Raw genomic sequence first — 25,853 nt, 5'->3', positions numbered from 1 at the left:
ATAAGATTTTGGATATTAAACTGATAGCGGAATGTAAATTGCCAATGCCTATGGGTGTATTCCGTATGGTTGGTTTCGAAGAGGTCGAGAGCGGTAAAGAGCACATCGCGCTGGTATACGGTGATGTTGCAGGTGACGAACCCGTTCTAGCCCGCATGCACTCAGAGTGTCTAACAGGTGATGCCTTGTTCAGCTTGCGCTGTGACTGTGGCTTTCAACTGCAAGAGGCCCTAAAGCGCATTACCGAAGAGGGCAAAGGCGTTCTGCTCTACCTACGCCAAGAGGGCCGTGGTATCGGTCTTTTGAATAAGGTCAAAGCCTACAACCTGCAAGACTCTGGCTGTGACACGGTAGAGGCCAATGAGCGCTTAGGCTTTGCCGCTGATATGCGTAACTACTCAATGTGTCAGCCAATGTTGGATGCGATCGGTGTTAAGAGCGTTAACTTAATGACCAACAACCCGCGTAAAGTCGCTGCACTCGAAGAGTATGGTGTGAATGTCTCGTCGCGTGTGCCACTGCAAGTCGGTAAGAACCGCTACAACGAGCACTACCTAGAGACGAAAATGGGTAAACTCGGTCATATGATGAGCGAAGTGCATTTCAAACCGGATGCTTAATGGCATAGGTTGGTACTGATTTGGTGCATTGATAAACCTCAGCAGCAGTGCTGGGGTTTTTTTAGGTCTGTAGAAAGTGCTCTATCTGCTCTCGAATTGAGTCAGCATCTAAGCCGGCATCTTGTAACTGTTCATCCCGAGTCGCATGCTCAATCCAACGATCGGGAATGCCAAGGTTAAGACAACGTAAGTTCTGGCCATTATGAGTCAGCCACTCATTCACAGCACTGCCCGCTCCGCCCGCAATAGCCCCATCTTCCAGGGTGATAAAGTGAGAGTAAGTATTCACTAGCTCTTCAAGCATAGCTTCATCGAGTGGTTTGACGAAGCGCATATCGATTAAGCCAAGATCCAACTGATCAGCGACCTGCTCGGCTGCTGGTAAAAGAGGGCCAAAGTTGAGTATGACGCCACCTTTACCAACTCTTACCAACCGGCTTTGACCCATGGCTAAGGACGCTAATGGAGTTCTGCTCTTAACGCCTTCGCCTCGAGGGTAGCGGACCACAGCACAGCCATTGTATTGGTAGCCTAGAGTCAGCATCTGCTGCTGCTCATCCAGTGTGGAGGGCGTCATAATGACAACCTCGGGTAGCGAGCGAAGCATTGGGATATCGAAGATACCTGAGTGGGTTGGACCATCTTCCCCAACCAATCCTGCACGATCTACAGCGATCAAACAGTCGAGATTTTGCAGGGCGATATCGTGGATGACCTGATCCAAAGCGCGCTGCAAAAAAGTTGAGTAGATTGCCAGAACCGGTTTCATCCCACCTACCGCAAGGCCGGCTGCAAAGGTGGCTGCGTGCTGTTCTGCAATGGCAACATCAAAGTAACGTGTTGGGTATTGGTCAGCGAATTGCACAAGGCCAGAACCCTCCCTCATGGCCGGGGTAATCGCGACTACTCGAGGGTCACTTGAAGCAGTTTCACAGATCCATTGGCCAAACTGATCGCTGTATTTCAGATTAGGAGCACTGATCTCTGATGGTTTTTCCAGTTTAGTGATGGCGTGATAGCCGACCGGATCCTCTTCAGCTGGCTTAAACCCAAACCCCTTACGAGTTCTAATATGCAGGAATTGAGGCCCTGTTTGGCTCAATGACTGCTTAAGGGCAGGGATTAATTGGCTCAGGTCATTACCATCAATAGGGCCAGAGTATTCAAAGTTCAGTGCTTCAAATAGAGGCATCACAGGGTTAGTGGGTGCTTGCTCACGTAGATTCTTGGCTAGATAGGTGGCCAATCCCCCTTGGTTGGGCGAGATCGACATGTCGTTATCGTTCAGAATGACGAGTAGATTCGCATCAGTATGTGCTGCGTGGTTGAGTGCTTCAAAGGCCTGACCAGCCGTCAGAGCCCCATCACCTATAACAGCCACCGATTTACGATCATTGCCTTGCAGTGTGTCGGCAATCGCCATGCCGAGAACGGCGCTGATAGAGGTGCTGGAGTGCCCAGTGCCAAAGCAGTCGTAAATACTCTCAGCTCGATCGGGAAAGGGAGTAAGCCCCTCTCGTTGCCGTATGTTAAGCATCGCCTCACGACGACCCGTCAGAATTTTGTGCGGATAGGCTTGGTGACCTACATCCCAAACCAGATGATCGTCTGGTGTGTCTAATAGCTGGTGAAGCGCTAGTGTCAGTTCGACAACCCCGAGTCCGCCACCAAGATGTCCCCCAGTCTGACCGACACAGAAGAGCAGATAGAGACGTAACTCATCCGCTAGCTGCTGTAATTGGCCCAGATTCAACCCTTTTAAATCTGAAGGGGAGTCAATCTGGTCCAACAGTGGAGTCGCAGGACGTTGTGTGGGGATATCAGTAATCATTAATGGTTACGGGCAATGACAAAATCAGCAAGGGCTATTAATGACTGGTTACGTTCACCGAAGGTTTCTAGAGCTTCAATCGCCTGTTGGTGCAATTCATTCAACCACTGCTTGCTTTGAGTAAGCCCAATAAGTGCAGGGTAGGTGGCTTTGTCTCTCTCTTCATCAGAACCTTGGGGTTTGCCCAGTTGTTCTGTGGTGCTTTCGATATCTAAGATGTCATCTTGAATCTGAAATGCTAGTCCAATCTTTTGCGCGTAACGATCGAGTGCCTCTAGATCCGTATCGGTAGCATTACCACTGGCTAAAGCGCCTAAACGCAGAGCTGCACGAATGAGTTCGCCCGTTTTAGCTGCGTGCATGCTTTTCAGCTGCTCTAGACTCAGTCTTTTACCCTCTGAGCCTAGGTCAAAGGCTTGGCCATCAACCATACCCAGATCACCACTGCATCTAGCTAGGGTATGAACCATCTGTAACTGAGTGGACGCTGGTAGTGCATCAATAGGCTGACTGAGCAGTTCAAATGCCCAGGTTAGCAGTGCATCACCGGCTAATATGGCGGTCGCTTCATTGAACTGGATATGGCAGGTTGGTTTGCCGCGGCGCAGCTCATCATTATCCATAGCCGGTAGATCATCATGCACCAGTGAATAGCTATGAACGCACTCCAAAGCACACGCGGCCGTATCCGCTTGCTCAATTTGTCCACCTAGTAACTCAGTGGCCAGGTAGACCAGCGTGGGACGAAGGCGCTTGCCTCCATTCATCAGGCTGTAGTGCATCGCCTGATGAAGGCTAGGGTCAATCCCGTTACGTTCAGCTAAACGTCGACTGAGCTCAGCTTCAACTCTCTGTCGGTACAGAGCTAGCATTGGTTGTGGCATTAGGTTTGTTCAGATTCGTTAAACGGTTGTTCTACCAGCTCGCCGGATTGCTCTGTTAGCATCACGACTTTCTGTTCGGCCGATTGCAGAATGTTTTGGCATTCGCGGGTCAGGCTGATCCCCTCTTCAAAGGATTTTAGTGCCTCTTCGATAGAGAGATCCCCCTTCTCCATCTCTGAAACCAGGGCTTCTAACCGTTTTAGGGAGCCTTCGAAGTCCGTTGTCTGTTTGCTTTCTGCCATGATTACTCAGTCCTTAAATTTAGGAAAACTGCGAACAAGCTTTGTAGTATACCCTGTCCTTAAGCAAAGGTCCGTGCAATACCGATGGTGCTGGTAATGATCAGCACTGTGCCAATAATTTTGAAGAAACGGGCGGAATCGGTCTTGACCAGATAGCGGTGCAGCTTTTGCCCAAGAAGGTGGCCGATGAATGCGCAGGGCAGCAACCAGAGGTGGTGGATTAACTGCAGATCGACGCCTACGACAAAGAAGGATCCCATCTTGATAACCACCAGAATGAACCAGAGAACAAACAGAGTATCGCGCAGTTGCTCTTTAGCGACATGGCTAGCGTAGACGGCCATGACCAGTGGCGCTGCAATCAAAGAAGTACCACTGACATAGCCTCCCAGCATTAAGAAGAGGTTATCGATCCAAGCGGAGTTGCTTTTAAAGGGTTTATTAAGAATGTAACCAATTGAATAGACGATGACGATGACAAAAATTAGCCCAGACATGATCTCGTTGGGCAGTGTTAAGAGCCCGAATACCCCAATCAGCTTCGGGATAATCATCACTTTTAGGGTTTTCTTCAGATAGGGCCAATCGACATTCTCTTTGAGCCCACTGGTTCCCAAACGCTTCGCTTTGAAATGATTCCCCAGCGTAATAGCCCCTGAAAAGATGAGCAGGTGCACGGCGATTATGGGCAGAAAGATGAGGGGATCATCAACGATTAACAGCAGAAACGGTAGGGCGAGTACGGCACCACCAAAGCCAAGGCCGGTTCGAACAAAGCCGCTCCAGACAAAGATGAGTGCAATGAGAAGGTATTGCCACCAGATTAGATCAGACAAGCTGTACCCCGAGAGTTTTTAAGAGCCGCTATTGTATGCCAGAAAACAAAAAACCGGCACTAGGCCGGTTATTTGTAGAGACGTCTAAAACTTATTTAGAGGAATCTAGCATGTGTTGGATAGCGCCCTGAAGTTCAGCATCAGAACAATCCATGCAAGTACCCATTGGAGGCATTGCGTTGATACCCGTCTTAGCAGTCGCTAGAAGCGCATCGATACCTTTAGCGGCACGTGGAGCCCATGCTGCAGCGTCACCCATTTTAGGAGCGCCAGCAACGCCAACCATGTGACAAGCTAGACAGTAAGTGTTGTATACAGTTGCGCCATCACGCTCAGCCATTGCAGTTGCAGGAACCATAAGAGCAGCGGCTGTTAGGCCAAGTAGAGTCTTTTTCATTATATCCACCTCAATTCATGAACTTTCGTTTGCTCTTATGGAGCTAAATTTAGCTTAGAGCGCCCGATCGAATAAGTTTATAACCAAAGGTTCGTGTAAGTCCAATTAATCTACGAAGATGAGGGGCTATTGGAGCAATTAGCGTCTAAAGTCGCATCGCAAAGCTTGCTTGCGAGTGTTGAGCTAGACCTCTTTTAGAGGTTTCATGCTCGCGTTCGATCTTTTTCAACGCAGCATCAAGATCGGTGCGGTCAATATTAGGTTGGTTTTTAAGCTCAGAAACGTTAAAGCCACGATGGTGCATTCTTACTAGCGCATCACTATGGTTCATTGTGCAGCTACCTTTTTATTGTTTATCAATTTAGTAGCGTGATTAAACGCCTTAAACATGACAGTTTGGTGACGTTTGCGTTAACAATTTATAACGTTGGGCCTATCTCCTTTGTGGATTAATATCGAGATGACAAAATGATAAAACTGATCAACGACTCAGATGTGATGGTTTCTGAACAGGCCCAACACTCTTGTTATAAAGAGACTACAGCGGGTCTGCTTAAAATAGTTTGGTGCGAACAGGGAATTTTAGAGAGCTCCTTCGTCGATGCAGAGGCCATCCCACCCAATGAGGATTACTGTCAATTTAAGCAATTCATCCTCACTAACGGTGGTCAGTTACCTTTGATCGTCTCTGGTACAGATTTTCAAAAGGCGGTCTGGCAGCGGATTGCTGTTAGCAAAGTAGGTGAAGTGTTGACTTATAAACAGCTAGCGGAAGAGGTTGGTAAGCCAGCAGCGGTTCGAGCTGTGGGTAGTGCTCTAGGTAAAAACCGACATGCCTATTTAATACCTTGTCACCGTGCGGTGCGTTCTGACGGGGGATTAGGGGGCTTTCGTTGGGGGGTGGAACGAAAAAGCCACCTGCTTACATTAGAAGCCGGTGGCCTTGATTTGGTTAAGCAGATTCTTGCTTAGGCTTTAAGCGCATCCGCTGCTGCGGTAATACCCAACTTGTAGCTGGTCAAGCCAAAGCCTGATATCTGACCAATAACGACCTGTGAGAAGACCGATTTATGTCGGAACTCCTCACGCGCATGAACGTTGGACATGTGCACCTCAACGATAGGGCCTTTGTCTTTGAATATCGCCAACGCATCGGTGAGACCGTAGCTGTAGTGAGTCCAAGCACCTGCGTTGATAACGATCGCATCAACATCTTCCAAAAAGGCTTGATGAATTTTGCGTGCCAGCTCACCTTCGATGTCTGTCTGGTAGCACTCAAGCTCACACCCCTGCTCAGCAGCCCAATTAGCTGCGGCCGATTCGATATCTTGCAGCGTAAAGGTGCCGTAATGTTTCGGATCACGCTTGCCGAACATTGCGTGGTTGATGCCGTGAAGCAGAAGTATTTTTGCCATGGTTCTATCCTTAACTGTTTGCCAGACAACTGGTCGCTTTGGAAGCCTGCGAACAAGTCCATGGCATCTCAGGCTTACAGTCAAATTCATTATCAAGGCGTGTTTTCGAAGGCCTAGCGGGCTAAGTCGAGAAAGCACAACGCTGAAGATGGATTTGACTGTAAGCCCCGCAGGGCGTGACCTGTAATGTGCATCTACTGTGTTGCTCTTCTTGCTAAGGACTACGGCCATTAGCGGCAAAAAGCGCCTTGTATCTACACATTTCAGATCTCGCTGAGATGCTATGGACTTATTCGCAGGCTTCCTAGTCTAAGATCCTGCCGCATGAGTGCAACATCTTTTGTACATAGATTGAAAAAGAGCCGTATACTTTGAAGCTCTTTATGTTCAGTGCAGGTTTCCCTAATTGATTGAATTTGGAAGTACAGCCTTTGTCATTGCGTTGATTGCCGCCTGGTTTGTTGGCCTATCAAAAGGTGGATTGCCCATCATTGCTATGTTGTCGGTGCCGATCCTCTCCCTAGTGATGTCACCTATGACGGGTGCCATTCTGTTGCTACCCATCTATATCATCAGTGACATGGTGGCGGTGTGGCTCTATCGAAAACACTTCTCAATGATCAATCTGAAAAATCTTATCCCCGCGGGTCTGCTAGGGGTGTTTATTGGTTGGGCAACGGCATCCATTGTCTCTGATCAGTTTGTCGCCCTGCTGATCGGTATTATGGGCCTCACGTTTGTCTCCTATATCTGGTTTGGAAAGCGCCAAGTAAAAGAGGCGAAAAAACCGACCAAAGTGGGCGGTTGGATCTGGGGCACCATTGCCGGTTTTACCTCGTTTATCTCCCATACTGGTGGCCCACCCTTTCAGGTCTATGTTCTGCCACAAAAACTGGAGAAACTGGTGTTTGCCGGGACAGCAACGCTCTTCTTTGCTGTGATCAACCTCTCAAAACTGCCACCCTACCTAGCGCTTCGTGGCTACTCCACAGAGGATTTAACGCTGGCGCTTTGGATGGTGCCCAGTGCACTGTTGGGTACCTTTATGGGGGCTAAGCTGACTAAGATTTTGAAGGATCGATGGTTCTTTGGCTTAGTAGAAGTCGGACTGCTGCTGGTCTCTATAAAGCTGATCCACGGAGTCATCGTAGAGTCTTTGTTGTAGGAGCCTTATCGCAGATGAGGCGATAGATTTGAAAGAGAATCGCGACCTTTTACAAGATCGCTCCAACTGCTACTAACCCAACTTGATAAATGTGCTCTTAATACCAAACTCTTCAATGAAGCGACCCAAAGCTTCATGACCATCGGCTTTGATGCCAGCAAAGGTATCAAAGGCATCAATGCCCTGGTGGAAGAAGAGGTCAAAGCCACTGACGATATCTAAACCCGCTTCGTGTGCAGCAGTCAAAAACTCAGTCTCTAATGGGACATAGACCGCATCAAACGCCCACTCTTGGCCACCAAATAGTTCTGGATCAAGTGGGATACCTGGTGTAGCGTAATGTCCTACGGGCGTACAGTTGACCAAACCGTTTGCGGCTTTAGCTGTTTCGGCTAGCTGCTCTTTAGAGATAACCTCAGCGTTGTACCCTTTAGCCCGTACTGCAGCCGCTAACGCTTCAGCCCCTTCAATGTTCAGGTCAAAGATGTTCAGCTTAGTTGCGCCACAATGGAACAATCCAAAGGCAACCGCACGTCCGACACCGCCGGCGCCTAGCATCAGTACTTCACCTGCTGGCTTGTCACCACGTTGAGCTTTGTAGCCGTGAATAAAACCGGTGTAATCCGTGTTTGTTGCCTTTACAGCACCATTGGCTAGGTAGAGTGTATTGGTTGCACCTACTTCACGTACCGCTTCATCGGGCTCATCAACGAACTCAACGGCAATGGATTTGAAGGGGAAGGTGACGTTGCAACCGGTAAATCCATCATTACGAAGTGATTGAAGCATGGTTTTAAATGCCTCTTTGTCACTTTGACCCGGATCCTTCAAGTCGTAAGAGACATCAAAGCCATAGATATCGCCCAACATCTTGTGCAGGAAAGGGGCACGCGATTGTGAGATTGAGTTACCGATTAAACCCAGTTTAAGTTGCTTCATAGCTGTCATCCTTTACAGCAAGCCCAGTGCTGTTGGTAATCCAATCACCAAATCTGGAACGAACGTGATAATAATAAGAACTAAAAGCTCCACTAAGAATAGCGGCAAAATCACCTTGCTCAGCTTCGCCATACCGACCTTAGCGATGGAGTCCGCGACAAACAGGCAGAGTCCCATTGGTGGTGTGATCAAGCCAATCATTAGGTTGAAGATAATTATGATGCCAAGGTGAGTTGGGTCGACGCCTAGACTCACAGCAATTGGGTGCAGAATCGGCACCAGTACCAACATTGCCGCGATGCCCTCTAGGAACAGACCGACCACTAAGAAGAGAATGATGACGCCGACTAAGAACATCCACTGAACCGTCATGTACTCCAAGGCGAAGTCAGTGATCATGTTGGGAACGCGGTTGTAGTTCATCAACCAGTTAGCAGCAGCAACCGCACCGATAACGACCATGATGATCGAGCTGTCGCGCATCGCTCGGGCGAAAAGACCGGCCAGTTTAGAGACTTTCAGCTCTTTGAAGACAAAGATTCCGACAAACAGGGCGTAGGCCACGGCAAAGCTGGCCGCTTCCGTTGGCGTCACGACCCCCATCAGTATTGAGCCGACGACGAAGACAGGCATCAATAGAGGAATAATCCCTTGGATCAGGGCGCGAGAGTTGCTCTGCTTTTCGCCAAGTTCGTGCTCTGTGCCCTGCTTCTCGTAGTGGCCTTTGAAGAAGTAGACGTAGACCGAAAGGAAGATCGCAAGCATTACACCGGGAACCACACCGGCCATGAATAGCGCGGGTACCGAGACACCCGTCACAGTCAGGGCATAGATGATGACAGGAATCGATGGTGGAATAATCGGACCAATGACGGAAGAGGCCGCCGTAATGGCAGCAGCAAACTCACGTGGGTAGCCTTTCTTCTCCATCTCTGGAATAAAGACACGACCAATCGCCGATGTATCCGCAACCGCAGAGCCAGAGAGACCGGCAAATATGACCGAAGCCCAGATATTCACCATGGCTAAGCCGGCACGCATTTTGCCGACCAAAACGTTCGCAAATGCGATGATACGACTGGTGATACCCGACTCATTCATCAGCTCGCCGGCAAGAATAAATAGAGGGATCGCCAATAGTGGGTAAGAGGCCATGCCACCAAACATCTGTGTTGCCACGATGCGAAGGTGGTATGGGAATTCGCCCACAGCCATGAAGTAGAGCAGTGCAGCGATGATGGCAAAAGCGATGGGTAGGCCAATAAAGATACCGCCTAGAAGAATGGCATAAGTCATTAGAATGCGCCCTCCGCTTCATGTTGATCGGTATTCGCAGCTCGATTTAGCAGGCGCAGTAGTGCTGCTACTGCAAGCATGGCGCCACCCAGCACCATAGCGAAGTAGTAGGGGTACATCTGCCCAAGAACCGCAAGCTGTTCGATACCGAATAGATCTCGAAGTTCACGCGCACTTGAAAGGATGCTGGATGCATCGACTTTGCCGCGCTTCATCATGAAGAGGTAGCCGGAGTAGCTCAACAGCGCACCAATCACGACCATGCAGAGGTCAACAAAAAAGCTAATCGGTTTGTGGGCTGCTTTAGGCAGCAGACCCGCGACCAGATCAAACGAGACATGGCGATCAAGCAGATAAGCCCAAGCCATGCCAAACATAATTCCGTAGACTGCCAGGTAGACGGGTAACTCCTCACCCCATGGGATCGACTCTCCGATGGTGTAACGGCGTACTGAGTTGATAAAGATGATCAGGAACACTGAAGCCATAGAAATGGCTGAACCTGCTGCAAAAAAGGTACCGACGAAGCGGGTCACCTTACGCAATAGAGTGTGCATAAGTCATACCGACAGTTATAAGTTTTTGAGAAATAGGCTCCGACCGGATGGTCGGAGCCGTGCAAACCTGAAGAGGTTTGGAGTATTACTCAGAAGCAGCTTCTACAGCAGCGTCTAGTTTAGCGATCCACTCATCGCTACCTAGCTCTTTAGCAAGCCACTCTTTAACCGCTGGCTGTGCAAGCTTCTTGAACTGAGCCATTTCGTCAGCTGTTGGTGAGTGTACTTTCATACCTTCAGCAACCACTTTCGTTACGCCTTCAGCCGTGTTGAACTGCTGAATTGCGCGACCCATTAGGCCTGCAGTACGAGCGGCCTTAGCAACGATGTCCTGCTCAGCAGCGCTTAGAGACTGGAAGAATTCGTCGTTGATTACGATGAAGTCAGCAGCGTAAACGTGGCCATCAAGGACCATGTACTTCTGTAGCTTATGAAGATTGTTGTTGTAGATAGTGCCGACAGGGTTTTCCTGACCGTCAACAACACCAGTTGTAAGTGCGTTTGGAAGTTCAGACCAAGCGATAGGTGTTGGTTCACCGCCAAGACCTTCAACCATCTCTACGTATAGAGGTATTGGCTGAACGCGGAACTTCAGACCTTTCATGTCTGCTGGAGATTTGATCTCACGAACGTTGTTAGTGAAGTTACGGAAACCTGTCTCGCCGTATGCAAGTGTGCGTAGGCCAGTCTCTTCTAGACAGTGTGCAGCAAGATCTTGACCGAACTGACCGTCAAGTACGTCCCAAGCGATCGTTGCGTTTGAGAATGTGTAAGGAATGTTTAGAACGTCAGCTTCTTTACAGATTTTAGCCATAGCGCCAGAAACGATCGCCATGTGCGTAGTGCCTTCCTGTGCTTGCTGAACTAGATCGCCTTCGTTACCTAGAGCTTTTGCTGGGAAAAGTTCTACTTTGATGTCTGTCTCACCTTCAACAATGTTTTTGAAGATGACACCAGCAGCACCTTTTTTAGATGTCTGCCAGTCAGCGCCGTCAACGTGACCTAGTTTGATAGTGGGTGCTGCAAAAGTTGAAACAGAAGCAGCGGCTACAGCAGTAGCAACAAGAGTTTTTAGCATCGCCTTTTTCATTGGGCTCTCCAATTTATTATCGTTTCACGCCTAGAGATGACGTTTCCAAGATTTTTTGTAGCAAGATGTCTAAAACCACCTACCCCAAGCAAGTTGGTTTTATGGTCTTGCTCTTAGCTTTTGTACTACTTGGTTAAAACTAAGTTTTGCAAATTTGCCATAGCTCTATACAGGCAATCAAGCTTTTTGTACTATTTGGTTAAAACGATTTGTTAGAATCTTTATAACCGTTTTGTAAATGGTTGGTTAAAAAGACTATGAATAAACCTGTTGCAACGAACAGCACTGCCGCAAAAAAACGTAATCCTGAAGCAGTCAAAGCCAATATCCTGCGTGTCGCCACCGAAGAGTTTGCCACCTCAGGCTATGCCGGTGCGCGGGTCAATGTGATCGCTGAAAAAACCGATACATCCAAGCGGATGATCTACTACTACTTTGGCGATAAAAAAGAGCTCTACCGTACCGTTCTTGAGGCTGCCTACCGAGATATCCGTTTGGGCGAGCAACAGCTGCATTTGAATGATCTCAATCCCGAGCAGGCGCTTCGCTCACTGGTGGCGTTCACTTTTGAACATCAGCGCAACAATCCGCAGTTTATTCGCCTGGTTATGATTGAGAACATTCACGAGGGACGCAATCTGATCGCAAAAGAGGCGTTTGAGGAGGTTAACAACCCTGCCATCGATCGGCTTGGCGAGATCTACCAACGAGGTGTTGAGGAGGGTGTTTTTCGATCGGGCATCAGTGTCATTGAGCTTCACTGGTTGATCAGTTCAGCCTGTTTCTTCAATAACTCAAACCGCTCAACCTTCAGTGCAGCCTTTGGCAACGATCTATTTACGGAAGAGGGGCAAAGTCATCTTAATCAGCAGGTACAAGAGATGATCCTGCGCTTTGTCGCCAACTGATATTTAAGAACATTTTGGATTGGTAACTTCATTACAGCTTCGCTAGATTGAAGCTCTTTTTAGTGAGTTTTACATGCATCCTAGCCGCCTTCTTTTAATTCTCTGTTTTATCGCGTTCATCTCCTTAGGCCTGCCTGATGCGCTGCTCGGTGTGGCTTGGCCCACTATGGCCGATGAGTTCTCAACCACTCTGGATCGTCTCGGAATCATTATGACCGGCGGAACCGTTGGTTATGCTCTAAGTAGTTTCATGATCGGTGCGATTGTTAATCGTATTGGGCTGGCTGGCCTGCTGATTCAAAGTGCTTCGCTTACCGTCATCGCATTGGTGCTGTTTATGGTTGTGCCTGACTGGTATTGGATGCCCTTTGTCGCACTGATTGCCGGTCTGGGCGGTGGTGGTATCGATGCGGGCCTCAATGCCTATGTGGAGAAACACTACTCAAGCCGTATCATGCAGTGGTTGCATGCCAGTTTTGGTGTCGGAGTCACCCTAGGTCCTGCCATCATGACCTTGTCGCTGGCCATGACAGGTCTGTGGCGGCCTGGCTATTTGTTGGTCGCGTTTTTGATGTTATTGATGCTCTCTGCTTTTATCCACTATCGCGGTTTATGGAGTGACCAGCCTAGTGCTGGTGAACCGGAAGAGCAGGGTAATGCCAGCATGCTCGCCACGCTCAAACTACCGGCGGCATGGCTAAGTATGTTGGCCTTTTTTCTCTACACCTCGGCCGAAATTGGTTTGGGCTTTTGGGCATTTACCCTGTTGACCGAATCGCGGGATGTGGTCCTTGCCACGGCAGGGCTTTGGGTCACTATCTACTGGGGATCTTTTACCCTTGGTCGAATCGTTGCGGGCCTACTTGCGCCCAAGTTAGGTGAGATGAACCTGACGCTCTACGGTCTGTTAATGTCACTGATTGGCTTGGTTCTGTTCACCCTTCAAATAGGTGGACCAGGTGGGGTCTATGGGCTTGCTCTGGTCGGCCTTGGCTTTGCACCCACCTTCCCAGCACTGCTTTCAACCACCTCAGAGCGAGTCGCAAAAGCGCATGTGACCAACCTGATCGGCATGCAGATCTCTGCTGCCGGTGTTGGTTTAGTGGTTATGCCCCTCTCCTTGGGGCTTCTAGTCTCTAGCGTTGGGTTGGAAGCGCTGGCGCAGGTTTTCTTGGGCATGACCGCCAGCGTCTTTTTGCTGCTTACCTTGATTCGTAAAAGATAAATTTCCTTTAAGTTATATCTAATCAATTAAATACTATTTATTAATTTAAATGGTATTTGCTAATATGCACTCATAGTTTTGAACCGTTTGGTTCAAAGTAACCCAATGTGAGTCCTCATTATGAAAACATCAATTGCTACCGTTACTCTCTCTGGCAGTTTGCCAAACAAGCTTGAAGCCGCTGCGGATGCGGGTTTTGATGCGGTTGAGATTTTTGATAATGACCTGATTCAGTTTGCTGGTTCACCTCGTGAGGTGAAGTCGATTGCCGATGACTTAGGTTTGGATATTCTAGCGCTGCAGCCGTTTCGTGATCTGGAAGGTCTGCCTGCTGAGTTAAAGCGTCAAAAGTTCTATCACATGCAGAGTCGATTCGAGATGATGCATGAGCTGGGCACTCAACGAATTTTGTGCTGCTCTAGTGTCTCTCCTCATGCCAGTGATGATCGTGCACGCTGTGCTGCGGACCTTTACGAAGCGGCTGAGCTGGCAGCAAAAGAAGGTTTTATTATGGGTTACGAGGCGCTCTCTTGGGGGCGCTTCATCGCTGATTATGAGGATGCTTGGGATCTGGTAAAGCGTGCCGATCATCCTGCGCTGGGCATTAACCTTGATACCTTCCACATGTTCTCTCGAGGTAATACGCTCGACTGTCTGCGCGATGAGATTCCTGTTGATAAAATCGCCTTGGTTCAGGTGGCCGATGCGCCTGTGATGCACTTGAGCGATTTGATGAGTTGGAGCCGTCACTACCGCAGCTTCCCGGGTCAGGGTGATCTTCCGGTCGTTGATTTCATGAAAGTCTTGTGTGACAAAGGCTTTGATGACTACGTTTCGCACGAGATCTTCAATGATGAGTTCCGTGCTTCTCCTGCCAAAGAGCGTGCAGTAGATGGTATGCGTTCATTGATCTGGTTGGATAAGCAGTGCAAGGATGAAACGCCTAAAGCTGAGATTACTGACGTTGAGTTCATTGAGTTTGCGATTGCTGGTGAAGAGGGTGAATCGATCGTCTCTATGTTGAATTCATTAGGCTTCCAAGAGACGCACAAACACCTCTCTAAAGATGTCGGTCTGATGCAGATGGGTGATGTAAACCTTGTGCTTAACCGCGAGCCTGCCAGCCAAGCTCACCAGCACTTCCAGCTGCACGGCGCATCAGTTTGTGCTTTGGCACTGACGACGTCGAGTGTCAAAGAGTCGTTGAAACAGGCAGACGAGTATCAAATCAAACGCTTCAATAACACAGCAGGCCCAGGTGAGTTGAATATTCCAGCGCTGCGCGGTGTTGGAGACAGTTTGGTCTATCTGGTTGAGCGTCATAAGAAGTTCCGTTTCTTTGATGTCGATTTTGAATCGGTCGAGGGAGTAGAACTACCCAAAGTGGGCGTTAAGCGCGTCGATCATATGGCACAGTCTGTTACCAATACCGATTTCCTATCGGCGGCGTTCTTCTATAAATCAGTGTTCAACTTTGACATTACACCGGTACAGGATCTGCCTGACATTTATGGCCTAGTGACCAGTCGAGTGGCCTCTAGTCAGAACGGGCAGGTGAAGATTCCAATCAACATGACTGAGGCTCGTCAGGCGTCACCGCAGCGCTTTATTCAGCGAACCCATGGTGCCGGTATGCAGCAGATCGCATTTGAGTGTGAGGATATTTTGGCTTTTGCAGCGCAGGTCAATCCGGAATCGGTGTTGCCGGTACCCAACAACTACTACCGTGAAATAAAGGGTAAGTTTGGTCTCTCTGCTGAGCGAATTGAGACCTTACAGCGCTTTAATATTCTTTACGATGCGAATGATGACGGTGAGTTTTTGCACTTCTACACGCGCGAAGTACAGGGTGCATTCTTCGAAGTTGTGCAGCGTATCCGTGGGTATCAGGCCTACGGTGAAGCGAATGCACATATCCGCTTTGCAGCGCAGGCGGCGTTGCGTGAGTATGAAACGAATTTGGTGCTTTGATCTTCGCTGAGTATTTGTTGGAGCTTTCTCGAAGAGGAAGCGATGCAGGTTTTGCACATCGCGGCCTTTTTAAGACCGCTCCAACGAACGCTCTTTGTTGGAGCCTTATCGAAGATGAGGCGAAAGGTTTGAAAGAGAATCGCGGCCTTTTTAAGACCGCTCCAACAGGGGGCTAGAGGATCGCTCCAACTGCATAGCAACTACTGTGCGGCTTTAAGGAAGGCTTGGTTATCTAAGCCAAAGTTAGAGTAGATCGGCAGTAGAGCACCGCCTAACGCGCGGGCTTCAAATCCAAGGTTGCCTGCGATTACCGGGGGTTTGTTGAGACCTTCCCAGTTCACATCGCTCGAAGCACGGTTGATAGCCAGTACTAAGTACTGTGTCGCGACCGCCGGTAGGCGTCCATCAATGATGACTCCGTCTGGATCAACAAAGGCAGCACCTGCCGCAATAGTCTGGGCAATGTAGGGTGCTGCGTTGTCAGCCCACTCTGTAAACAGAGCCCAGGCATCCTGTTCTAGGGTTTCCGATAGATTGGCAAAATCCGCCACGATCGATTCTGATTTCAATCGTTTATCAAGCTGGTGCAGTGACGCATAGTGAATCAGTTGCTTGCCATTGGCGCTCGGAACTGAACCCAGTGCACCGGCATTGGCATGGCTGCCTGGAAGAATCTGTCCGTTAAGAACGACACCACCACCGATGAACGTACCCACGTAGAAGTAGAGTAGGTTCTCCCAGCTCTGCGGATTACCGTAGGTTAGCTCGGCTAGGCAAGCTGCTGTTGCATCGTTCAGCATGGCCGCATCTAGGTCGGTGACCTTCTTTAGTTCTTCGAGCAGATCGATTTTCGCCCACTCAGCTAAAGCCTCTTTCGCTTCAATTAGCTCATCGCCCCAACCTTCCAGCGCAAACGGCGCTGCCAGGCCAACACCGGTAACGCGATCGCGTTGCATCTCGTCAAGAGGTTCAAGAAGCGTGTTGATGCTCTGCTCGATCTTGGCATAGACCTCTTTAGGCGTCGGGAAGGGGTATTCGTGCGATATGCGGGTACGAATATTCCCTGTCATATCCATAAACAGCACCTCCAACGAGGCGCGGCCAATTTTGACACCGATACTGTACGCCCCTTCAGGATTGAGTGCGTAGGGGGTAGAAGGCTGTCCCAAACCGCCGCGGCGTTTAGTGCCTGCGATTAACAGGTCCTGTTCCATCAATCGATTAATGATCGTTGATGCGGTTTGTGGAGTAAGGTTGGTTGCTTTGGCAATTTCGGCTTTCGTCAACGCATCATGCTCACGAATTAACGAGAGGATGAGTCGTTCATTGTATTGGCGAACACCGACCTGGTTTGAACCAGAGGCGCGTTGAGAAGCCGAAGCGCTGCGCATAATTAGATGTAACTCGCGTTTTCGTGGACACCCTGATCCGCTGCACCGGTGATCAACGAGACGATCTCGTTGCCGGTCGTTTCAGCCGCTACAACGTTGCCAACGATACGACCTTGGCGGAAGACAATAATGCGATCCACAAGGTTAAAGACTTGGCGAAGGTTGTGACTGATCAAAATTAGGGGAATGCCTTGGTCTTTTAAGCCACGAATAATGTTTTCAACACGCGTGGTCTCTTGGATACCCAAAGCGGCGGTTGGCTCATCCATGATGATCAACTTCTCACCCCAGCCCGCTGCACGGCTGATCGCTACACACTGGCGTTGACCACCCGACATGCCACGTAAGGACTGGCTTAGGTCAGGAATCTTAACGCCGGTCTTTTCAAGCAGTGCTTCTGACTCTTGGCGCATCCCTTTCTTGTCCATCCAGCTGAATGGGCCAAGATTGAATTTGGTCTTTTCACGTCCCAAAAAGATATTGGCTGGCACGTCTAGTTCATCTGCCAGTGCCAAGTTTTGATACACGGTCTCAATACCAGCATCGCGAGCCTCAAGAGGAGAGTCGAAGTTGACCTCTTCACCATAGAATTTGATCGAACCGCGAGTGCGTTGCTCTACACCGGTTAGGTTACGAACGAAGGTCGATTTACCCGCACCGTTATCTCCAACAATCGCTACGTGCTCACCCGGAGCAAGATCAAAGTCCGCATCATTCAGCGCGTGTACACCGCCGTAGTGCTTGGTTAACCCTCTGATCTCTAAGACTTTTTGAGACACTTTAAGACTCCTGAACGAAAATTCTCTTTATTTGAATGTGACTAAATATGACTAACAATTAAGAGCGAGTCAATAATTAAATCAATTCAATTTAATTATTGACAGGGCGCTATAAAGTATTAGAAGATCGCTGTTAGGCATCGAAATAGACCGCCGAAAACAAAAACAAACAAATGTGGAGATCTACACATGAAATTGAAAAAAATGCTTAGCGTAATGGCTGCTGGCGCACTTATGTCTGGCTCTGTATACGCAGGTTCTATCGGCTACATCACTAAATCAGCAACAAACTCAGGTTGGATGATGATCAACCAGGGTGCAGCAGACGCAGCTCAAGAAGCGGGCGTTGACCTAGTAACTGTAGGTCCAGCATTCCAAGGCGACCTATCAAGCCAGCTAGAAGTGTTCGAAAACCTAGTAGCACAGGGTGTGGATGCAATCGGTATCGCGCCAGTTGACTCTTCAGGTGTTGCTCCAGCAGTAAACGATGCAATGGATGCAGGTATCCCTGTTGTTGCAATCGATACTGGCGTATCAGGCGCTGCAGTGACGTCATTCGTTGCTACAGACAACTACGCAGTGGCTAAAGTACAGGGTGCTGTTGCAGCAACTCTGATCAACGATGGCGATGCGATCATCTACGTGACGGGTAACCAAGCTCAGTCTACTGGCCAAGAGCGTCGTAACGGCTTCGTTGAAGCGTTCAAAACAGCTCGTCCAAACTCTGAAATCTTAGAAGTACCAACTGAGTGGGACTCTAACCAAGCTCAGGAAGGTGTTGAAGCGATCCTAAACTCACGCAGCGACATCAAAATGGTTGCTAACGCATGGGACGGCGGCACTATGGGTGCTAAAGCAGCGATGGAAAACCTTGGCCTAGGCGCAGGTGACATCAAACTGGTTGGTTTCGACGGCGCAACTGACGCAATCGAAGCGATGGATAAAGGTTGGGTACACGCTGACACAGCTCAGATGCTTTACCAGATGGGTTACCAAGGCATCAAAGCTGCGGTTGCTGCATCACAGGGTAAAGATGTATCACCACGCATCGACACTGGTTTCTTCCTAGTGACTCCATCTACTTCAGGTGCTTACAAAGACCTAGTAGGTATCAAGTAAGTTTTACTTACACTCCGTCGAGATCGGGCATTAGCCCGATCTCTTCTTTAACTGTTTAAAACAAACGGTCCTGAATAATGACTTCTAAAAGCCTTCAAGATAAAGCGATCGGCGTTACGGTTTCTTTCTTCCGTAAAGAGTGGTCTGGCGCACTGCTGGCGATTCTGATTCTTGCTCTAGCCATTGAGCTAGTAACGGATGGTAAACCCTTCTTCCATCCCACTAACTTAATGACCATTCTGAACAACTCAGCCGCTATCGGTATTGTTGCGGGTGGTATGACGTTGGTGATTCTTGCGGCAGGTATCGATCTTTCGGTTGGATCTGTTATGGGCTTAATCGCAGCGGTCACCGGTTACATTGTTAGCTACTGGGGTTTCCCACCTTGGTTAGCGATCATGTCTGGCCTAGCGATGGGTGCATTAGTGGGTATTATTCATGGCACGTTGGTCGCCTATCTCGGGATGCCGGCCTTTATCGTTACCCTGGCGGGTCTTTCGATTTGGCGTGGTACGGCACACCTTTCAACGGATGCGCGTGCAACACCTAAGCTACCTGAAACGTTCGACCTATTTGGTCGCTACAACCCCTTTGCCGAACTTCGTGCTGATTACAAAGCGGGTGAACTGAGCGGCTTTATGGAGTCGATTGGCGCCTTCGTGAACGAGCACTGGATGGACTTCTTCCGTACCTTCCAGATGTCTATGATCATCTTCATCGTCTTCTTCATTCTGTTGGCGGTCGTTGTATCCAACATGCGTTTGGGTCGATACATCTATGCGATTGGTAGTAACGAACAGGGCTCTCGCCAAGCGGGTATCAATACGCGTCTCTACACTCTCTACACCTACGTAATCTGTTCGATGGGCGCTGCATTGGGTGCGATGCTCTTCCTAGGTCGCGCGCCTTATGCAAAATCTGACTACGGCCAGATGTGGGAGCTGGATGCCATTGCTGCGGTTGTTATTGGTGGTACCTCTCTGTTTGGTGGCCGCGGTACGATCATCGGTACCTTCATGGGTGTCATCCTTCTGAAACTGATCAATAACGGTCTGACCCTGGCTCAGCTAGAGACTTTCTGGCAGATGGTGGTACTGGGTCTGATCATTTTGGTTGCCGTTGGATTGGATATTGTTCGCCAATCTAAATCAGCGGTTAAAGTTCAGCGTATGCTGGGTGTTGTGGCTCTGGTTCTTGCTCTGTTTGCCTGCTTAACACCGGGTTCTGCACTGATCAGCTCGGCGATTTCACTGCATGAGCACAACAGCATGGTGGCAATGCAAGCAGCTGGACTTGATCTTGCGGCTAACCAAACGGCTCGCCTACTGGATGCGCCGGCTGTGGCTGAACTACAAGCCATTGTGTCTGGCAACTGGCAATCCTTCGCGTCGCTTCTCGTGCTTGTGTTGGGTGCCGTGGCTGTAGCTGTGACCTTGAAACGTTCACTGGCGCTTATCCTTGCAGCCGTCTACGTGGCAGCAGCGGTTCTGCTAGTATCAATGGGCATGGCAGCTGTTGCGCCTCTATTGATCTTGGGTGCGGTAGTACTGGCTGGTATGACGACGGTGCCTTACATGTTTGAAAGAGCTCGTACGCTAGAAGGCTAATCACCCAATGATTAAAAAACCCCATCGCCTAGGCTATGGGGTTTTTTGTTGAAAGCAAATAGCATCGCGGCCTTTTTAAGACCGCTCCAACAGTACGTGCAGTACCCCTTCAATGCTCTTAGTTGGAGCCTTATCGAAGATGAGGCGAATGGGGATTGAAAGAATCGCGACCTTTGCAAGATCGCTCCAACGGTAATTTGGTGGTGAACTTAGTAAGGCTAGCTCTCGTAAGTGTTTATCGTTAGAGTAAAAAGATAACAATTAGGAAGTTACCCTACATGCCTGTCATTGCACTCGTTGATGATGATCACGAGATACGCTCACTGCTCTCGGATTACTTAGAGAAAAACAGTTTCACGGTACTTGCGTTTGAGTCGGCTGAAGCGCTGCTTGAGGGCGACTACAGTGCTGCCGAGCTGTTGATTCTTGATGTCGGTTTGCCGGGCATGGATGGACTGGCTCTCTGTCGTACTCTGCGTCAGGACTCCAACTTGCCGATCATTATGCTCACCGCTGCCAGTGACGATGTGGATCGTATCCTGGGTCTTGAGTTGGGTGCAGATGATTACATGGGTAAACCCTTTAACCCTCGCGAATTGTTGGCTCGCATTAAAGCGCTGCTGCGTCGATCCGCCCCCGTCGAATCACCAACTGCTAGCTCTAATCTACTGTTAGACAGGGCGAAACGAACCGTGTCAGTCAATGGTGAAGCGCTTAGTTTGACTGGGGCTGAGTTTGATCTGTTGGCGCTACTGCATGGCCATGACGGTGTCATCAGCCGTGATCAGCTCAGCATGGAGCTTAAGGGGCATGCGGCGCTTCCGCAAGATCGTTCGATTGATACCTTAGTCAGTCGACTCCGCACCAAATTGACCCCCTTCAGCGAGGATGAGACGATCAAATCCATTCGCGGCAAAGGGTACCACCTGGTTCTAAAATGATCGGTTTTTGGTCCCGCCTACGCGATCGGCTGATGCCTAAGTCGATCATTGCACGCATGTCTCTGGTGTTGATCATCGGTGTCTTAGTGGCACAGGCGGTCAGTTCTTATGTCTGGACACGCCAGATTCAACAGGCAGAACGCGAACGTCTCGTTGAGATCTCGGAAGTGATGGGCGCGCGCATAGGTCAGACGATTCAGTTCTTCTCTAAACTACCGCGTGAATATCGTCACATCGTGCTCGATCAGCTGCGCGATATGGGCGGTACGCGCTACTTTGTCTCGATTAACAGTCAAAAAATTCATCTAGAGACCTTGCCCAACACTGAGCTACAGCAGCTTGTTGGCGAGCGTGTTAAACAGAATGCAGCCCGCCAGTTAGCCTATAAATCCGAAGACTTTGCGGTTGAGTTCGTTGCGTTTTCGAATCTTCGCATTCTCTCTGATGACAACCTGATGGTGCAGCTGCCACCCAAATGGCAGCGGTTTGCCCTGTTAGATCCCGGTGATGACAGCCCCGTCGTCGTTGTGCAGCTTAAATTAAACCCGGACGAGTGGGTCTATCTGGCCACGGTATTCCCTGGTGGGGATTTCATGGGCAGTACTCTGTTTGAGTCTGAGCGGTTGGTCTCTTTATTAGCAGTGACACTGACCGTGGTTGTTTTGGTGACCCTGCTGGTGGCCGGTATTGTTCGACCCTTGCGAAGGTTAGCTCGTGAGGCGGATGCCCTAGGGCGCGGTAAAACGCCCTCCCTGATTCCGGCCGAGGGTACCCGGGAGATGCAGACAACCATTCGTGCCTTTAACCAGATGGCGCAACGGCTTGAGAAGTTTATCTCCGATCGCGAGAAGCTGTTTGCCGCAATCTCCCATGACCTGAAAACCCCGCTGACACGCGCCCGTTTGCGGGTTGAGATGATTGATGACGATAAACTGCGCGATAACCTGATTGGTGACATCGAGAACGTCGATCTGCTGGTCAAAGCGTCCTTGCAGATGATTAAAGATGGCGCCATTCACGAGAACAGCGAACAGATCGATCTGAAACAGGTGATTGAGTCAGCCCTTGCCAGTGCAGAGATCGAAGGGCTGCCCAGCTCTGCGACACTGCCCGATGAGTTTGTCTTAGAGGGTCGCCGTCTCTCGCTTGAACGCCTGTTTACTAACCTGATCGATAACGCGTTGCACTACGGGCGTGGAGTCGAGATCTTTGGCCATAAAGAGCCGGAAGACAATGAGTTGGTGGTGCAGGTGTGTGACCGAGGCCCGGGTCTCAGTGATGAGTTAAAGCAGCGAGTCTTTGAGCCCTTCTATCGCATCGATAAAGCGCCCTCATCGATTCATGTCGGTCTGGGTATGGGCATTGTTAAGTCGATTGCGCAGCTGCACGGTGCCAGTATTGAGCTGCTTGATCGTGAAGGGGGCGGTTTGATCGTTGAGCTTCGTTTTCCATTGTCACACTTTGTAACAGAACGAAACTCTGCGTAAGACTCAAGTTGTTATATTGATTGAAGAACTGAAGATCTTGATCGCCAGTTCCCAAGGTATTCTTACCTATAAACAACAATAAAGAGGTTTACTCAATGATCAAACGTACTTTAGCTGCATGCGTAGCTGCAGCAACACTATCAACTGCAGCACAAGCTGCTGACGTAGAAGTTCTTCACTACTGGACAAGTGGCGGTGAAGCGAAATCGGTTGCATACCTAAAAGAGAAACTGACTGAAGCGGGTGTGGGCTGGAAAGATTTCGCAGTTGCTGGTGGTGGCGGTGAGAACGCAATGACCGTTCTTAAGTCACGTGCAGTATCGGGTAACCCACCGACTGCAGCACAGATCAAAGGCCCATCGATCCAAGAGTGGGGTGAGCTAGGTTTCCTATCAGACATCGATAGCGTCGCTAAAGCGAACAACTGGGATGCACTTCTACCTGGTGTGGTTTCTGATGTAATGAAACACGACGGCAAATACGTTGCCGCTCCAGTTAACGTACACCGTGTAAACTGGTTGTGGGCTAACCCAGAGATCTTCCAAAAAGCGGGCGCTACCATCCCAACAACTTGGGACGATTTCCTAGTTCAAGCTAAAAAGATCCAAGACGCTGGCTACATTGCCCTAGCGCACGGTGGCCAAGCTTGGCAGGACGCGACTGTATTTGAAGCTGTTGTGCTTGGTGTGGGCGGTCCTGAGTACTACCAGAAAGCATTCGTTGAGCTAGATGCAGACGCTCTTAACAGCGCAACGACTGAAGAGGTGTTCCGCGTATTCGGTGAGATCCGTGGTCTAATCGATGAAAACTCTCCAGGTCGTGACTGGAACGTTGCGACATCAATGGTCATCAACGGTGAAGCTGCAATGCAGATTATGGGTGACTGGGCGAAAGGTGAATTCACTGTTGCTGGTAAGACACCAGGCGTTGATTACGCATGTGTTGCAGCACCAGGCACGTCAGGTTCATTCACGTTCAACGTCGACTCTTTTGCCTTCTTCGCGCAGTCTGATGCTGACGCACAGAAAGCTCAACAAGAGATGGCTAAGCAGATCCTAGGTCAGGACTTCCAGAAAGTCTTCAACCTTAACAAAGGTTCTATCCCAGCACGTCTAGGCATGGCTCGTGACGAGTTCGATAGCTGTGCACACGCGTCAATGGATGCCTTTGTATCTTCTGCACAAACTGGCGGTCTAGTACCAAGCTTCGCGCACGGTATGGCTGTCCCTGAAGCAGTTTCTGGCGCTATCTACGATACCGCTACTAACTTCTTCAACTCAGATCAGTCGGCTGCTGAGGGTAAAGCTCAGCTAATCGCTTCTATCCAAGCAGCGATGTAATCCGACCAAGAGCCCTCAACCCTGGGGGCTCTTATTTACTTTTTTAGGAGATTCACGATGAGTGTGTCAAAGGCTAAAAAGCCAATGACGCTAGAGTCCTTATTGCCAAAAATTGTGTTAGCCCCCACCACCGCGGTGATGTTGGTCTGCATGTATGGCTTTATGATTTGGACCGGAGCGCTATCTTTTACTAAGAGTCGAATGTTGCCTCAGTGGGACTTTGTCGGCTTTGATCAATACGCCAAGCTGTTTGCCAATCCGCGCTGGGATGTGGCTCTGAATAACCTGGTGGTGTTTGGCGTTCTGTTTATCGCGGTCTCGTTACTGCTAGGTCTGTTCCTAGCGATCCTTCTGGATCAAAAGATTCGTTTAGAGGGTACGCTGCGTACCATCTATCTCTACCCCATGGCTGTCTCATTTGTGGTCACGGGTACGGCCTGGAAGTGGATCCTCAACCCAGGTCTAGGTCTTGAAAAACTGGTCCGTGATTTAGGCTTCGAGAACTTCGAGTTCCGCTGGCTAGTTGAGCAGGACATGGCGATCTACACCATTGTAATTGCAGCGGTATGGCAGTCGAGTGGTTTTGTTATGGCGATGTTCCTTGCGGGCCTTCGTGGCGTGGACGACAGCTTGATTAAAGCGGCCGAGATCGACGGCGCGAGCAAGATGAAAGCCTATTGGTATGTGATTCTGCCTATTCTGCGTCCGGTCTTCTTCAGTGCGATTGTCATTCTCTCTCACATTGCGATTAAGAGCTTCGACCTGGTGCAAGCGTTGACGGGCGGTGGTCCGGGTTACGCGTCTGACCTACCGGCTAACTTTATGTACACCTACGCCTTTAACCGAGCGCAGATGGGTGTGGGTGCCTCCAGTGCGATGATTATGTTGATGGGTGTTTTGGCGATTATTGTGCCGTACCTCTACTCAGAACTACGAGGTGGAAAAAATGGTCGCTAATCGTTCATTTAACTTAGGTCGTCTATTTATTTATGGCTGTCTGCTCGCGTTTGCGCTGTTCTACCTAGCGCCACTCTATGTGATGCTGACAACCTCGTTTAAAGACATCGAAGAGATTCGTAGCGGTAACCTACTGGCACTGCCACAGGATCCAACGCTCTATGCCTGGATCAAAGCGTGGAGCAGTGCGTGTACCGGCTCCGAGTGTCAGGGTCTAGCACCCTTCTTTATGAACAGCGTGAAGATCGTCGTTCCGGCCGTCATTCTATCGACCGTGATCGGGGCGCTGAATGGCTACGTGCTCTCTAAATGGCGTTTCCGCGGCAGCGACCTAATGTTTGGTATGTTGCTGTTTGGCTGCTTCATTCCGTTTCAGGTGATTTTGCTACCGATGGCGCGTCTACTGGCTGAATTGGGCCTAGCCAACACAGTAACCGGTCTGGTTCTGGTGCATGTGATCTACGGTGTCGCGTTTACGACGCTCTTCTTCCGTAACTTCTATGTCTCTGTTCCGACTGAGTTGGTGAAAGCGGCGCAACTGGATGGCGCAAGCTTCTTCCAGATTTTCCGCCACATTTTCCTGCCAGTATCTCTACCTATCTTCACGGTCACGATCATCTGGCAGTTCACTCAGATCTGGAACGACTTCCTATTTGGCGTGGTCTACTCAGGTCCGGGTACGCAGCCGATCACAGTGGCACTGAACAACCTAGTTAATACATCGATGGGCGGTAAAGAGTACAACGTCGATATGGCGGCTGCCGTGATTGCAGCGCTTCCCACTCTACTGGTCTACATCTTTGCAGGTAAATATTTTGTACGCGGCCTGACAGCTGGCGCGGTAAAAGGATAACTA

Annotated in this window: 26 protein-coding genes; 13 read left to right on the top strand and 13 right to left on the bottom strand. The window is 49.6% G+C overall.

What is annotated here, in order from left to right; all coding sequences use genetic code 11:
- Window positions 1–8 precede the first annotated feature (8 nt).
- Window positions 9–620 (top strand): GTP cyclohydrolase II, encoded by a 612-nt coding sequence (gene ribA, locus XMD579_RS03220; protein ID WP_173480732.1) that lies wholly within the window; start codon window positions 9–11, stop codon window positions 618–620.
- 61 nt (window positions 621–681) lie between these two features.
- On the opposite strand, the gene XMD579_RS03215 is transcribed toward ribA, so the two are convergent.
- The 6 genes from XMD579_RS03215 to XMD579_RS03190 all read right to left on the bottom strand — a co-directional run bounded on the left by XMD579_RS03215 (window position 682) and on the right by XMD579_RS03190 (window position 5,141).
- Complete coding sequence (locus XMD579_RS03215) at window positions 682–2,451, bottom strand: 1-deoxy-D-xylulose-5-phosphate synthase (protein WP_173482759.1); 1,770 nt, start codon at window positions 2,449–2,451, stop codon at window positions 682–684.
- On the bottom strand, window positions 2,451–3,335 hold the full coding sequence (locus tag XMD579_RS03210) for a polyprenyl synthetase family protein (protein ID WP_173480137.1): 885 nt from the start codon (window positions 3,333–3,335) through the stop codon (window positions 2,451–2,453). The genes XMD579_RS03215 and XMD579_RS03210 overlap by 1 nt, the downstream gene beginning before the upstream one ends.
- Window positions 3,335–3,577 (bottom strand): exodeoxyribonuclease VII small subunit, encoded by a 243-nt coding sequence (locus XMD579_RS03205; RefSeq protein ID WP_173505806.1) that lies wholly within the window; start codon window positions 3,575–3,577, stop codon window positions 3,335–3,337. The genes XMD579_RS03210 and XMD579_RS03205 overlap by 1 nt, the downstream gene beginning before the upstream one ends.
- Window positions 3,578–3,636: 59 nt before the next feature.
- Window positions 3,637–4,413: a sulfite exporter TauE/SafE family protein gene (locus XMD579_RS03200; RefSeq protein ID WP_173480139.1), complete on the bottom strand. Its 777-nt coding sequence runs from the start codon at window positions 4,411–4,413 to the stop codon at window positions 3,637–3,639.
- Window positions 4,414–4,504: 91 nt separating this feature from the next.
- A complete protein-coding gene (locus XMD579_RS03195) occupies window positions 4,505–4,810 on the bottom strand; it encodes a cytochrome c5 family protein (protein ID WP_173480140.1) in 306 nt (101 codons plus the stop codon).
- A gap of 145 nt (window positions 4,811–4,955) precedes the next feature.
- Window positions 4,956–5,141 carry a hypothetical protein gene (locus XMD579_RS03190; RefSeq protein ID WP_173480141.1) on the bottom strand — a complete coding sequence of 62 codons (186 nt, stop codon included), beginning with the start codon at window positions 5,139–5,141 and terminating at the stop codon, window positions 4,956–4,958.
- Between the two features lie 137 nt (window positions 5,142–5,278).
- Here XMD579_RS03190 and XMD579_RS03185 point away from each other — a divergent pair, with 137 nt between their 5' ends.
- On the top strand, window positions 5,279–5,782 hold the full coding sequence (locus XMD579_RS03185; RefSeq protein ID WP_173480142.1) for a methylated-DNA--[protein]-cysteine S-methyltransferase: 504 nt from the start codon (window positions 5,279–5,281) through the stop codon (window positions 5,780–5,782).
- Here XMD579_RS03185 and XMD579_RS03180 read toward each other — a convergent pair.
- On the bottom strand, window positions 5,779–6,225 hold the full coding sequence (locus XMD579_RS03180) for a type II 3-dehydroquinate dehydratase (RefSeq protein WP_173480143.1): 447 nt from the start codon (window positions 6,223–6,225) through the stop codon (window positions 5,779–5,781). The two genes, XMD579_RS03185 and XMD579_RS03180, sit on opposite strands and share 4 nt — an antisense overlap.
- 406 nt (window positions 6,226–6,631) lie before the next feature.
- Between XMD579_RS03180 and XMD579_RS03175 the strand changes: the two genes are divergently transcribed.
- Window positions 6,632–7,390: a sulfite exporter TauE/SafE family protein gene (locus XMD579_RS03175; RefSeq protein ID WP_173489013.1), complete on the top strand. Its 759-nt coding sequence runs from the start codon at window positions 6,632–6,634 to the stop codon at window positions 7,388–7,390.
- 72 nt (window positions 7,391–7,462) lie between these two features.
- Here the strand turns inward: XMD579_RS03175 and XMD579_RS03170 are convergent, their stop codons facing one another.
- The 4 genes from XMD579_RS03170 to XMD579_RS03155 all read right to left on the bottom strand — a co-directional run bounded on the left by XMD579_RS03170 (window position 7,463) and on the right by XMD579_RS03155 (window position 11,272).
- Window positions 7,463–8,329 carry a shikimate dehydrogenase gene (locus XMD579_RS03170; protein WP_173495617.1) on the bottom strand — a complete coding sequence of 289 codons (867 nt, stop codon included), beginning with the start codon at window positions 8,327–8,329 and terminating at the stop codon, window positions 7,463–7,465.
- A gap of 12 nt (window positions 8,330–8,341) precedes the next feature.
- A complete protein-coding gene (locus XMD579_RS03165) occupies window positions 8,342–9,625 on the bottom strand; it encodes a TRAP transporter large permease (protein WP_173480146.1) in 1,284 nt (427 codons plus the stop codon).
- Window positions 9,625–10,182 carry a TRAP transporter small permease gene (locus XMD579_RS03160; protein WP_173505805.1) on the bottom strand — a complete coding sequence of 186 codons (558 nt, stop codon included), beginning with the start codon at window positions 10,180–10,182 and terminating at the stop codon, window positions 9,625–9,627. The genes XMD579_RS03165 and XMD579_RS03160 overlap by 1 nt, the downstream gene beginning before the upstream one ends.
- Window positions 10,183–10,267: 85 nt before the next feature.
- On the bottom strand, window positions 10,268–11,272 hold the full coding sequence (locus XMD579_RS03155) for a DctP family TRAP transporter solute-binding subunit (RefSeq protein WP_173505804.1): 1,005 nt from the start codon (window positions 11,270–11,272) through the stop codon (window positions 10,268–10,270).
- Window positions 11,273–11,529: 257 nt separating this feature from the next.
- On the opposite strand from XMD579_RS03155, the gene XMD579_RS03150 reads away from it, so the two are divergent.
- From XMD579_RS03150 to XMD579_RS03140, 3 genes are all read left to right on the top strand, one after another.
- Window positions 11,530–12,180 (top strand): TetR family transcriptional regulator, encoded by a 651-nt coding sequence (locus tag XMD579_RS03150; RefSeq protein ID WP_173505803.1) that lies wholly within the window; start codon window positions 11,530–11,532, stop codon window positions 12,178–12,180.
- Window positions 12,181–12,253: 73 nt separating this feature from the next.
- Window positions 12,254–13,405 (top strand): sugar MFS transporter, encoded by a 1,152-nt coding sequence (locus XMD579_RS03145; protein ID WP_173505802.1) that lies wholly within the window; start codon window positions 12,254–12,256, stop codon window positions 13,403–13,405.
- Between the two features lie 120 nt (window positions 13,406–13,525).
- Window positions 13,526–15,376, top strand: a complete 1,851-nt coding sequence (locus XMD579_RS03140; RefSeq protein ID WP_173505801.1) for a bifunctional sugar phosphate isomerase/epimerase/4-hydroxyphenylpyruvate dioxygenase family protein — start codon at window positions 13,526–13,528, stop codon at window positions 15,374–15,376.
- Between the two features lie 200 nt (window positions 15,377–15,576).
- Here XMD579_RS03140 and XMD579_RS03135 read toward each other — a convergent pair whose 3' ends face one another.
- Both XMD579_RS03135 and XMD579_RS03130 read right to left on the bottom strand, forming a co-directional pair.
- A complete protein-coding gene (locus tag XMD579_RS03135) occupies window positions 15,577–16,767 on the bottom strand; it encodes an ROK family transcriptional regulator (RefSeq protein ID WP_173480152.1) in 1,191 nt (396 codons plus the stop codon).
- 2 nt (window positions 16,768–16,769) lie between these two features.
- Complete coding sequence (locus XMD579_RS03130) at window positions 16,770–17,546, bottom strand: ATP-binding cassette domain-containing protein (RefSeq protein ID WP_173480153.1); 777 nt, start codon at window positions 17,544–17,546, stop codon at window positions 16,770–16,772.
- A gap of 189 nt (window positions 17,547–17,735) precedes the next feature.
- Here XMD579_RS03130 and XMD579_RS03125 point away from each other — a divergent pair, with 189 nt between their 5' ends.
- From XMD579_RS03125 to XMD579_RS03095, 7 genes are all read left to right on the top strand, one after another.
- On the top strand, window positions 17,736–18,665 hold the full coding sequence (locus XMD579_RS03125) for a sugar ABC transporter substrate-binding protein (RefSeq protein WP_173480154.1): 930 nt from the start codon (window positions 17,736–17,738) through the stop codon (window positions 18,663–18,665).
- A 77-nt stretch (window positions 18,666–18,742) separates the two neighbouring features.
- A complete protein-coding gene (locus XMD579_RS03120) occupies window positions 18,743–20,272 on the top strand; it encodes an ABC transporter permease (RefSeq protein ID WP_173480155.1) in 1,530 nt (509 codons plus the stop codon).
- Between the two features lie 278 nt (window positions 20,273–20,550).
- Window positions 20,551–21,213 carry a response regulator transcription factor gene (locus tag XMD579_RS03115; RefSeq protein ID WP_173482756.1) on the top strand — a complete coding sequence of 221 codons (663 nt, stop codon included), beginning with the start codon at window positions 20,551–20,553 and terminating at the stop codon, window positions 21,211–21,213.
- A complete protein-coding gene (locus XMD579_RS03110) occupies window positions 21,210–22,700 on the top strand; it encodes an ATP-binding protein (protein ID WP_217363795.1) in 1,491 nt (496 codons plus the stop codon). The genes XMD579_RS03115 and XMD579_RS03110 overlap by 4 nt, the downstream gene beginning before the upstream one ends.
- Before the next feature lie 95 nt (window positions 22,701–22,795).
- A complete protein-coding gene (locus XMD579_RS03105; RefSeq protein WP_173480157.1) occupies window positions 22,796–24,040 on the top strand; it encodes an ABC transporter substrate-binding protein in 1,245 nt (414 codons plus the stop codon).
- A 57-nt stretch (window positions 24,041–24,097) separates the two neighbouring features.
- Window positions 24,098–24,997, top strand: coding sequence for a carbohydrate ABC transporter permease (locus XMD579_RS03100; protein ID WP_173480158.1), 900 nt, complete (start codon window positions 24,098–24,100; stop codon window positions 24,995–24,997).
- The gene (locus XMD579_RS03095; RefSeq protein ID WP_173480159.1) at window positions 24,987–25,850 is read left to right on the top strand and encodes a carbohydrate ABC transporter permease; all 864 of its coding nucleotides are present in this window, start codon (window positions 24,987–24,989) and stop codon (window positions 25,848–25,850) included. Before XMD579_RS03100 ends, XMD579_RS03095 begins: the two co-directional genes overlap by 11 nt.
- Window positions 25,851–25,853 lie beyond the last annotated feature (3 nt).

Origin of the sequence: Marinobacterium sp. xm-d-579 (assembly GCF_013282935.1) — a bacterium.
GTDB lineage: Bacteria > Pseudomonadota > Gammaproteobacteria > Pseudomonadales > Balneatricaceae > Marinobacterium_E.
The sequence above is the reverse complement of the archived record's forward strand: the minus strand, read 5'-3'. Positions and strand labels throughout refer to the sequence as shown.

Coding starts and splice junctions, on each gene's coding strand:
- XMD579_RS03215 (WP_173482759.1), bottom strand. CDS start 2,451: ATGATTACTGATATCCCCACACAACGTCCTGCGACTCCACTGTTGGAC.
- XMD579_RS03210 (WP_173480137.1), bottom strand. CDS start 3,335: ATGCCACAACCAATGCTAGCTCTGTACCGACAGAGAGTTGAAGCTGAG.
- XMD579_RS03205 (WP_173505806.1), bottom strand. CDS start 3,577: ATGGCAGAAAGCAAACAGACAACGGACTTCGAAGGCTCCCTAAAACGG.
- XMD579_RS03195 (WP_173480140.1), bottom strand. CDS start 4,810: ATGAAAAAGACTCTACTTGGCCTAACAGCCGCTGCTCTTATGGTTCCT.
- XMD579_RS03190 (WP_173480141.1), bottom strand. CDS start 5,141: ATGAACCATAGTGATGCGCTAGTAAGAATGCACCATCGTGGCTTTAAC.
- XMD579_RS03185 (WP_173480142.1), top strand. CDS start 5,279: ATGATAAAACTGATCAACGACTCAGATGTGATGGTTTCTGAACAGGCC.
- XMD579_RS03180 (WP_173480143.1), bottom strand. CDS start 6,225: ATGGCAAAAATACTTCTGCTTCACGGCATCAACCACGCAATGTTCGGC.
- XMD579_RS03170 (WP_173495617.1), bottom strand. CDS start 8,329: ATGAAGCAACTTAAACTGGGTTTAATCGGTAACTCAATCTCACAATCG.
- XMD579_RS03165 (WP_173480146.1), bottom strand. CDS start 9,625: ATGACTTATGCCATTCTTCTAGGCGGTATCTTTATTGGCCTACCCATC.
- XMD579_RS03160 (WP_173505805.1), bottom strand. CDS start 10,182: ATGCACACTCTATTGCGTAAGGTGACCCGCTTCGTCGGTACCTTTTTT.
- XMD579_RS03155 (WP_173505804.1), bottom strand. CDS start 11,272: ATGAAAAAGGCGATGCTAAAAACTCTTGTTGCTACTGCTGTAGCCGCT.
- XMD579_RS03150 (WP_173505803.1), top strand. CDS start 11,530: ATGAATAAACCTGTTGCAACGAACAGCACTGCCGCAAAAAAACGTAAT.
- XMD579_RS03145 (WP_173505802.1), top strand. CDS start 12,254: ATGCATCCTAGCCGCCTTCTTTTAATTCTCTGTTTTATCGCGTTCATC.
- XMD579_RS03140 (WP_173505801.1), top strand. CDS start 13,526: ATGAAAACATCAATTGCTACCGTTACTCTCTCTGGCAGTTTGCCAAAC.
- XMD579_RS03135 (WP_173480152.1), bottom strand. CDS start 16,767: ATGCGCAGCGCTTCGGCTTCTCAACGCGCCTCTGGTTCAAACCAGGTC.
- XMD579_RS03125 (WP_173480154.1), top strand. CDS start 17,736: ATGAAATTGAAAAAAATGCTTAGCGTAATGGCTGCTGGCGCACTTATG.
- XMD579_RS03120 (WP_173480155.1), top strand. CDS start 18,743: ATGACTTCTAAAAGCCTTCAAGATAAAGCGATCGGCGTTACGGTTTCT.
- XMD579_RS03115 (WP_173482756.1), top strand. CDS start 20,551: ATGCCTGTCATTGCACTCGTTGATGATGATCACGAGATACGCTCACTG.
- XMD579_RS03110 (WP_217363795.1), top strand. CDS start 21,210: ATGATCGGTTTTTGGTCCCGCCTACGCGATCGGCTGATGCCTAAGTCG.
- XMD579_RS03105 (WP_173480157.1), top strand. CDS start 22,796: ATGATCAAACGTACTTTAGCTGCATGCGTAGCTGCAGCAACACTATCA.
- XMD579_RS03100 (WP_173480158.1), top strand. CDS start 24,098: ATGAGTGTGTCAAAGGCTAAAAAGCCAATGACGCTAGAGTCCTTATTG.
- XMD579_RS03095 (WP_173480159.1), top strand. CDS start 24,987: ATGGTCGCTAATCGTTCATTTAACTTAGGTCGTCTATTTATTTATGGC.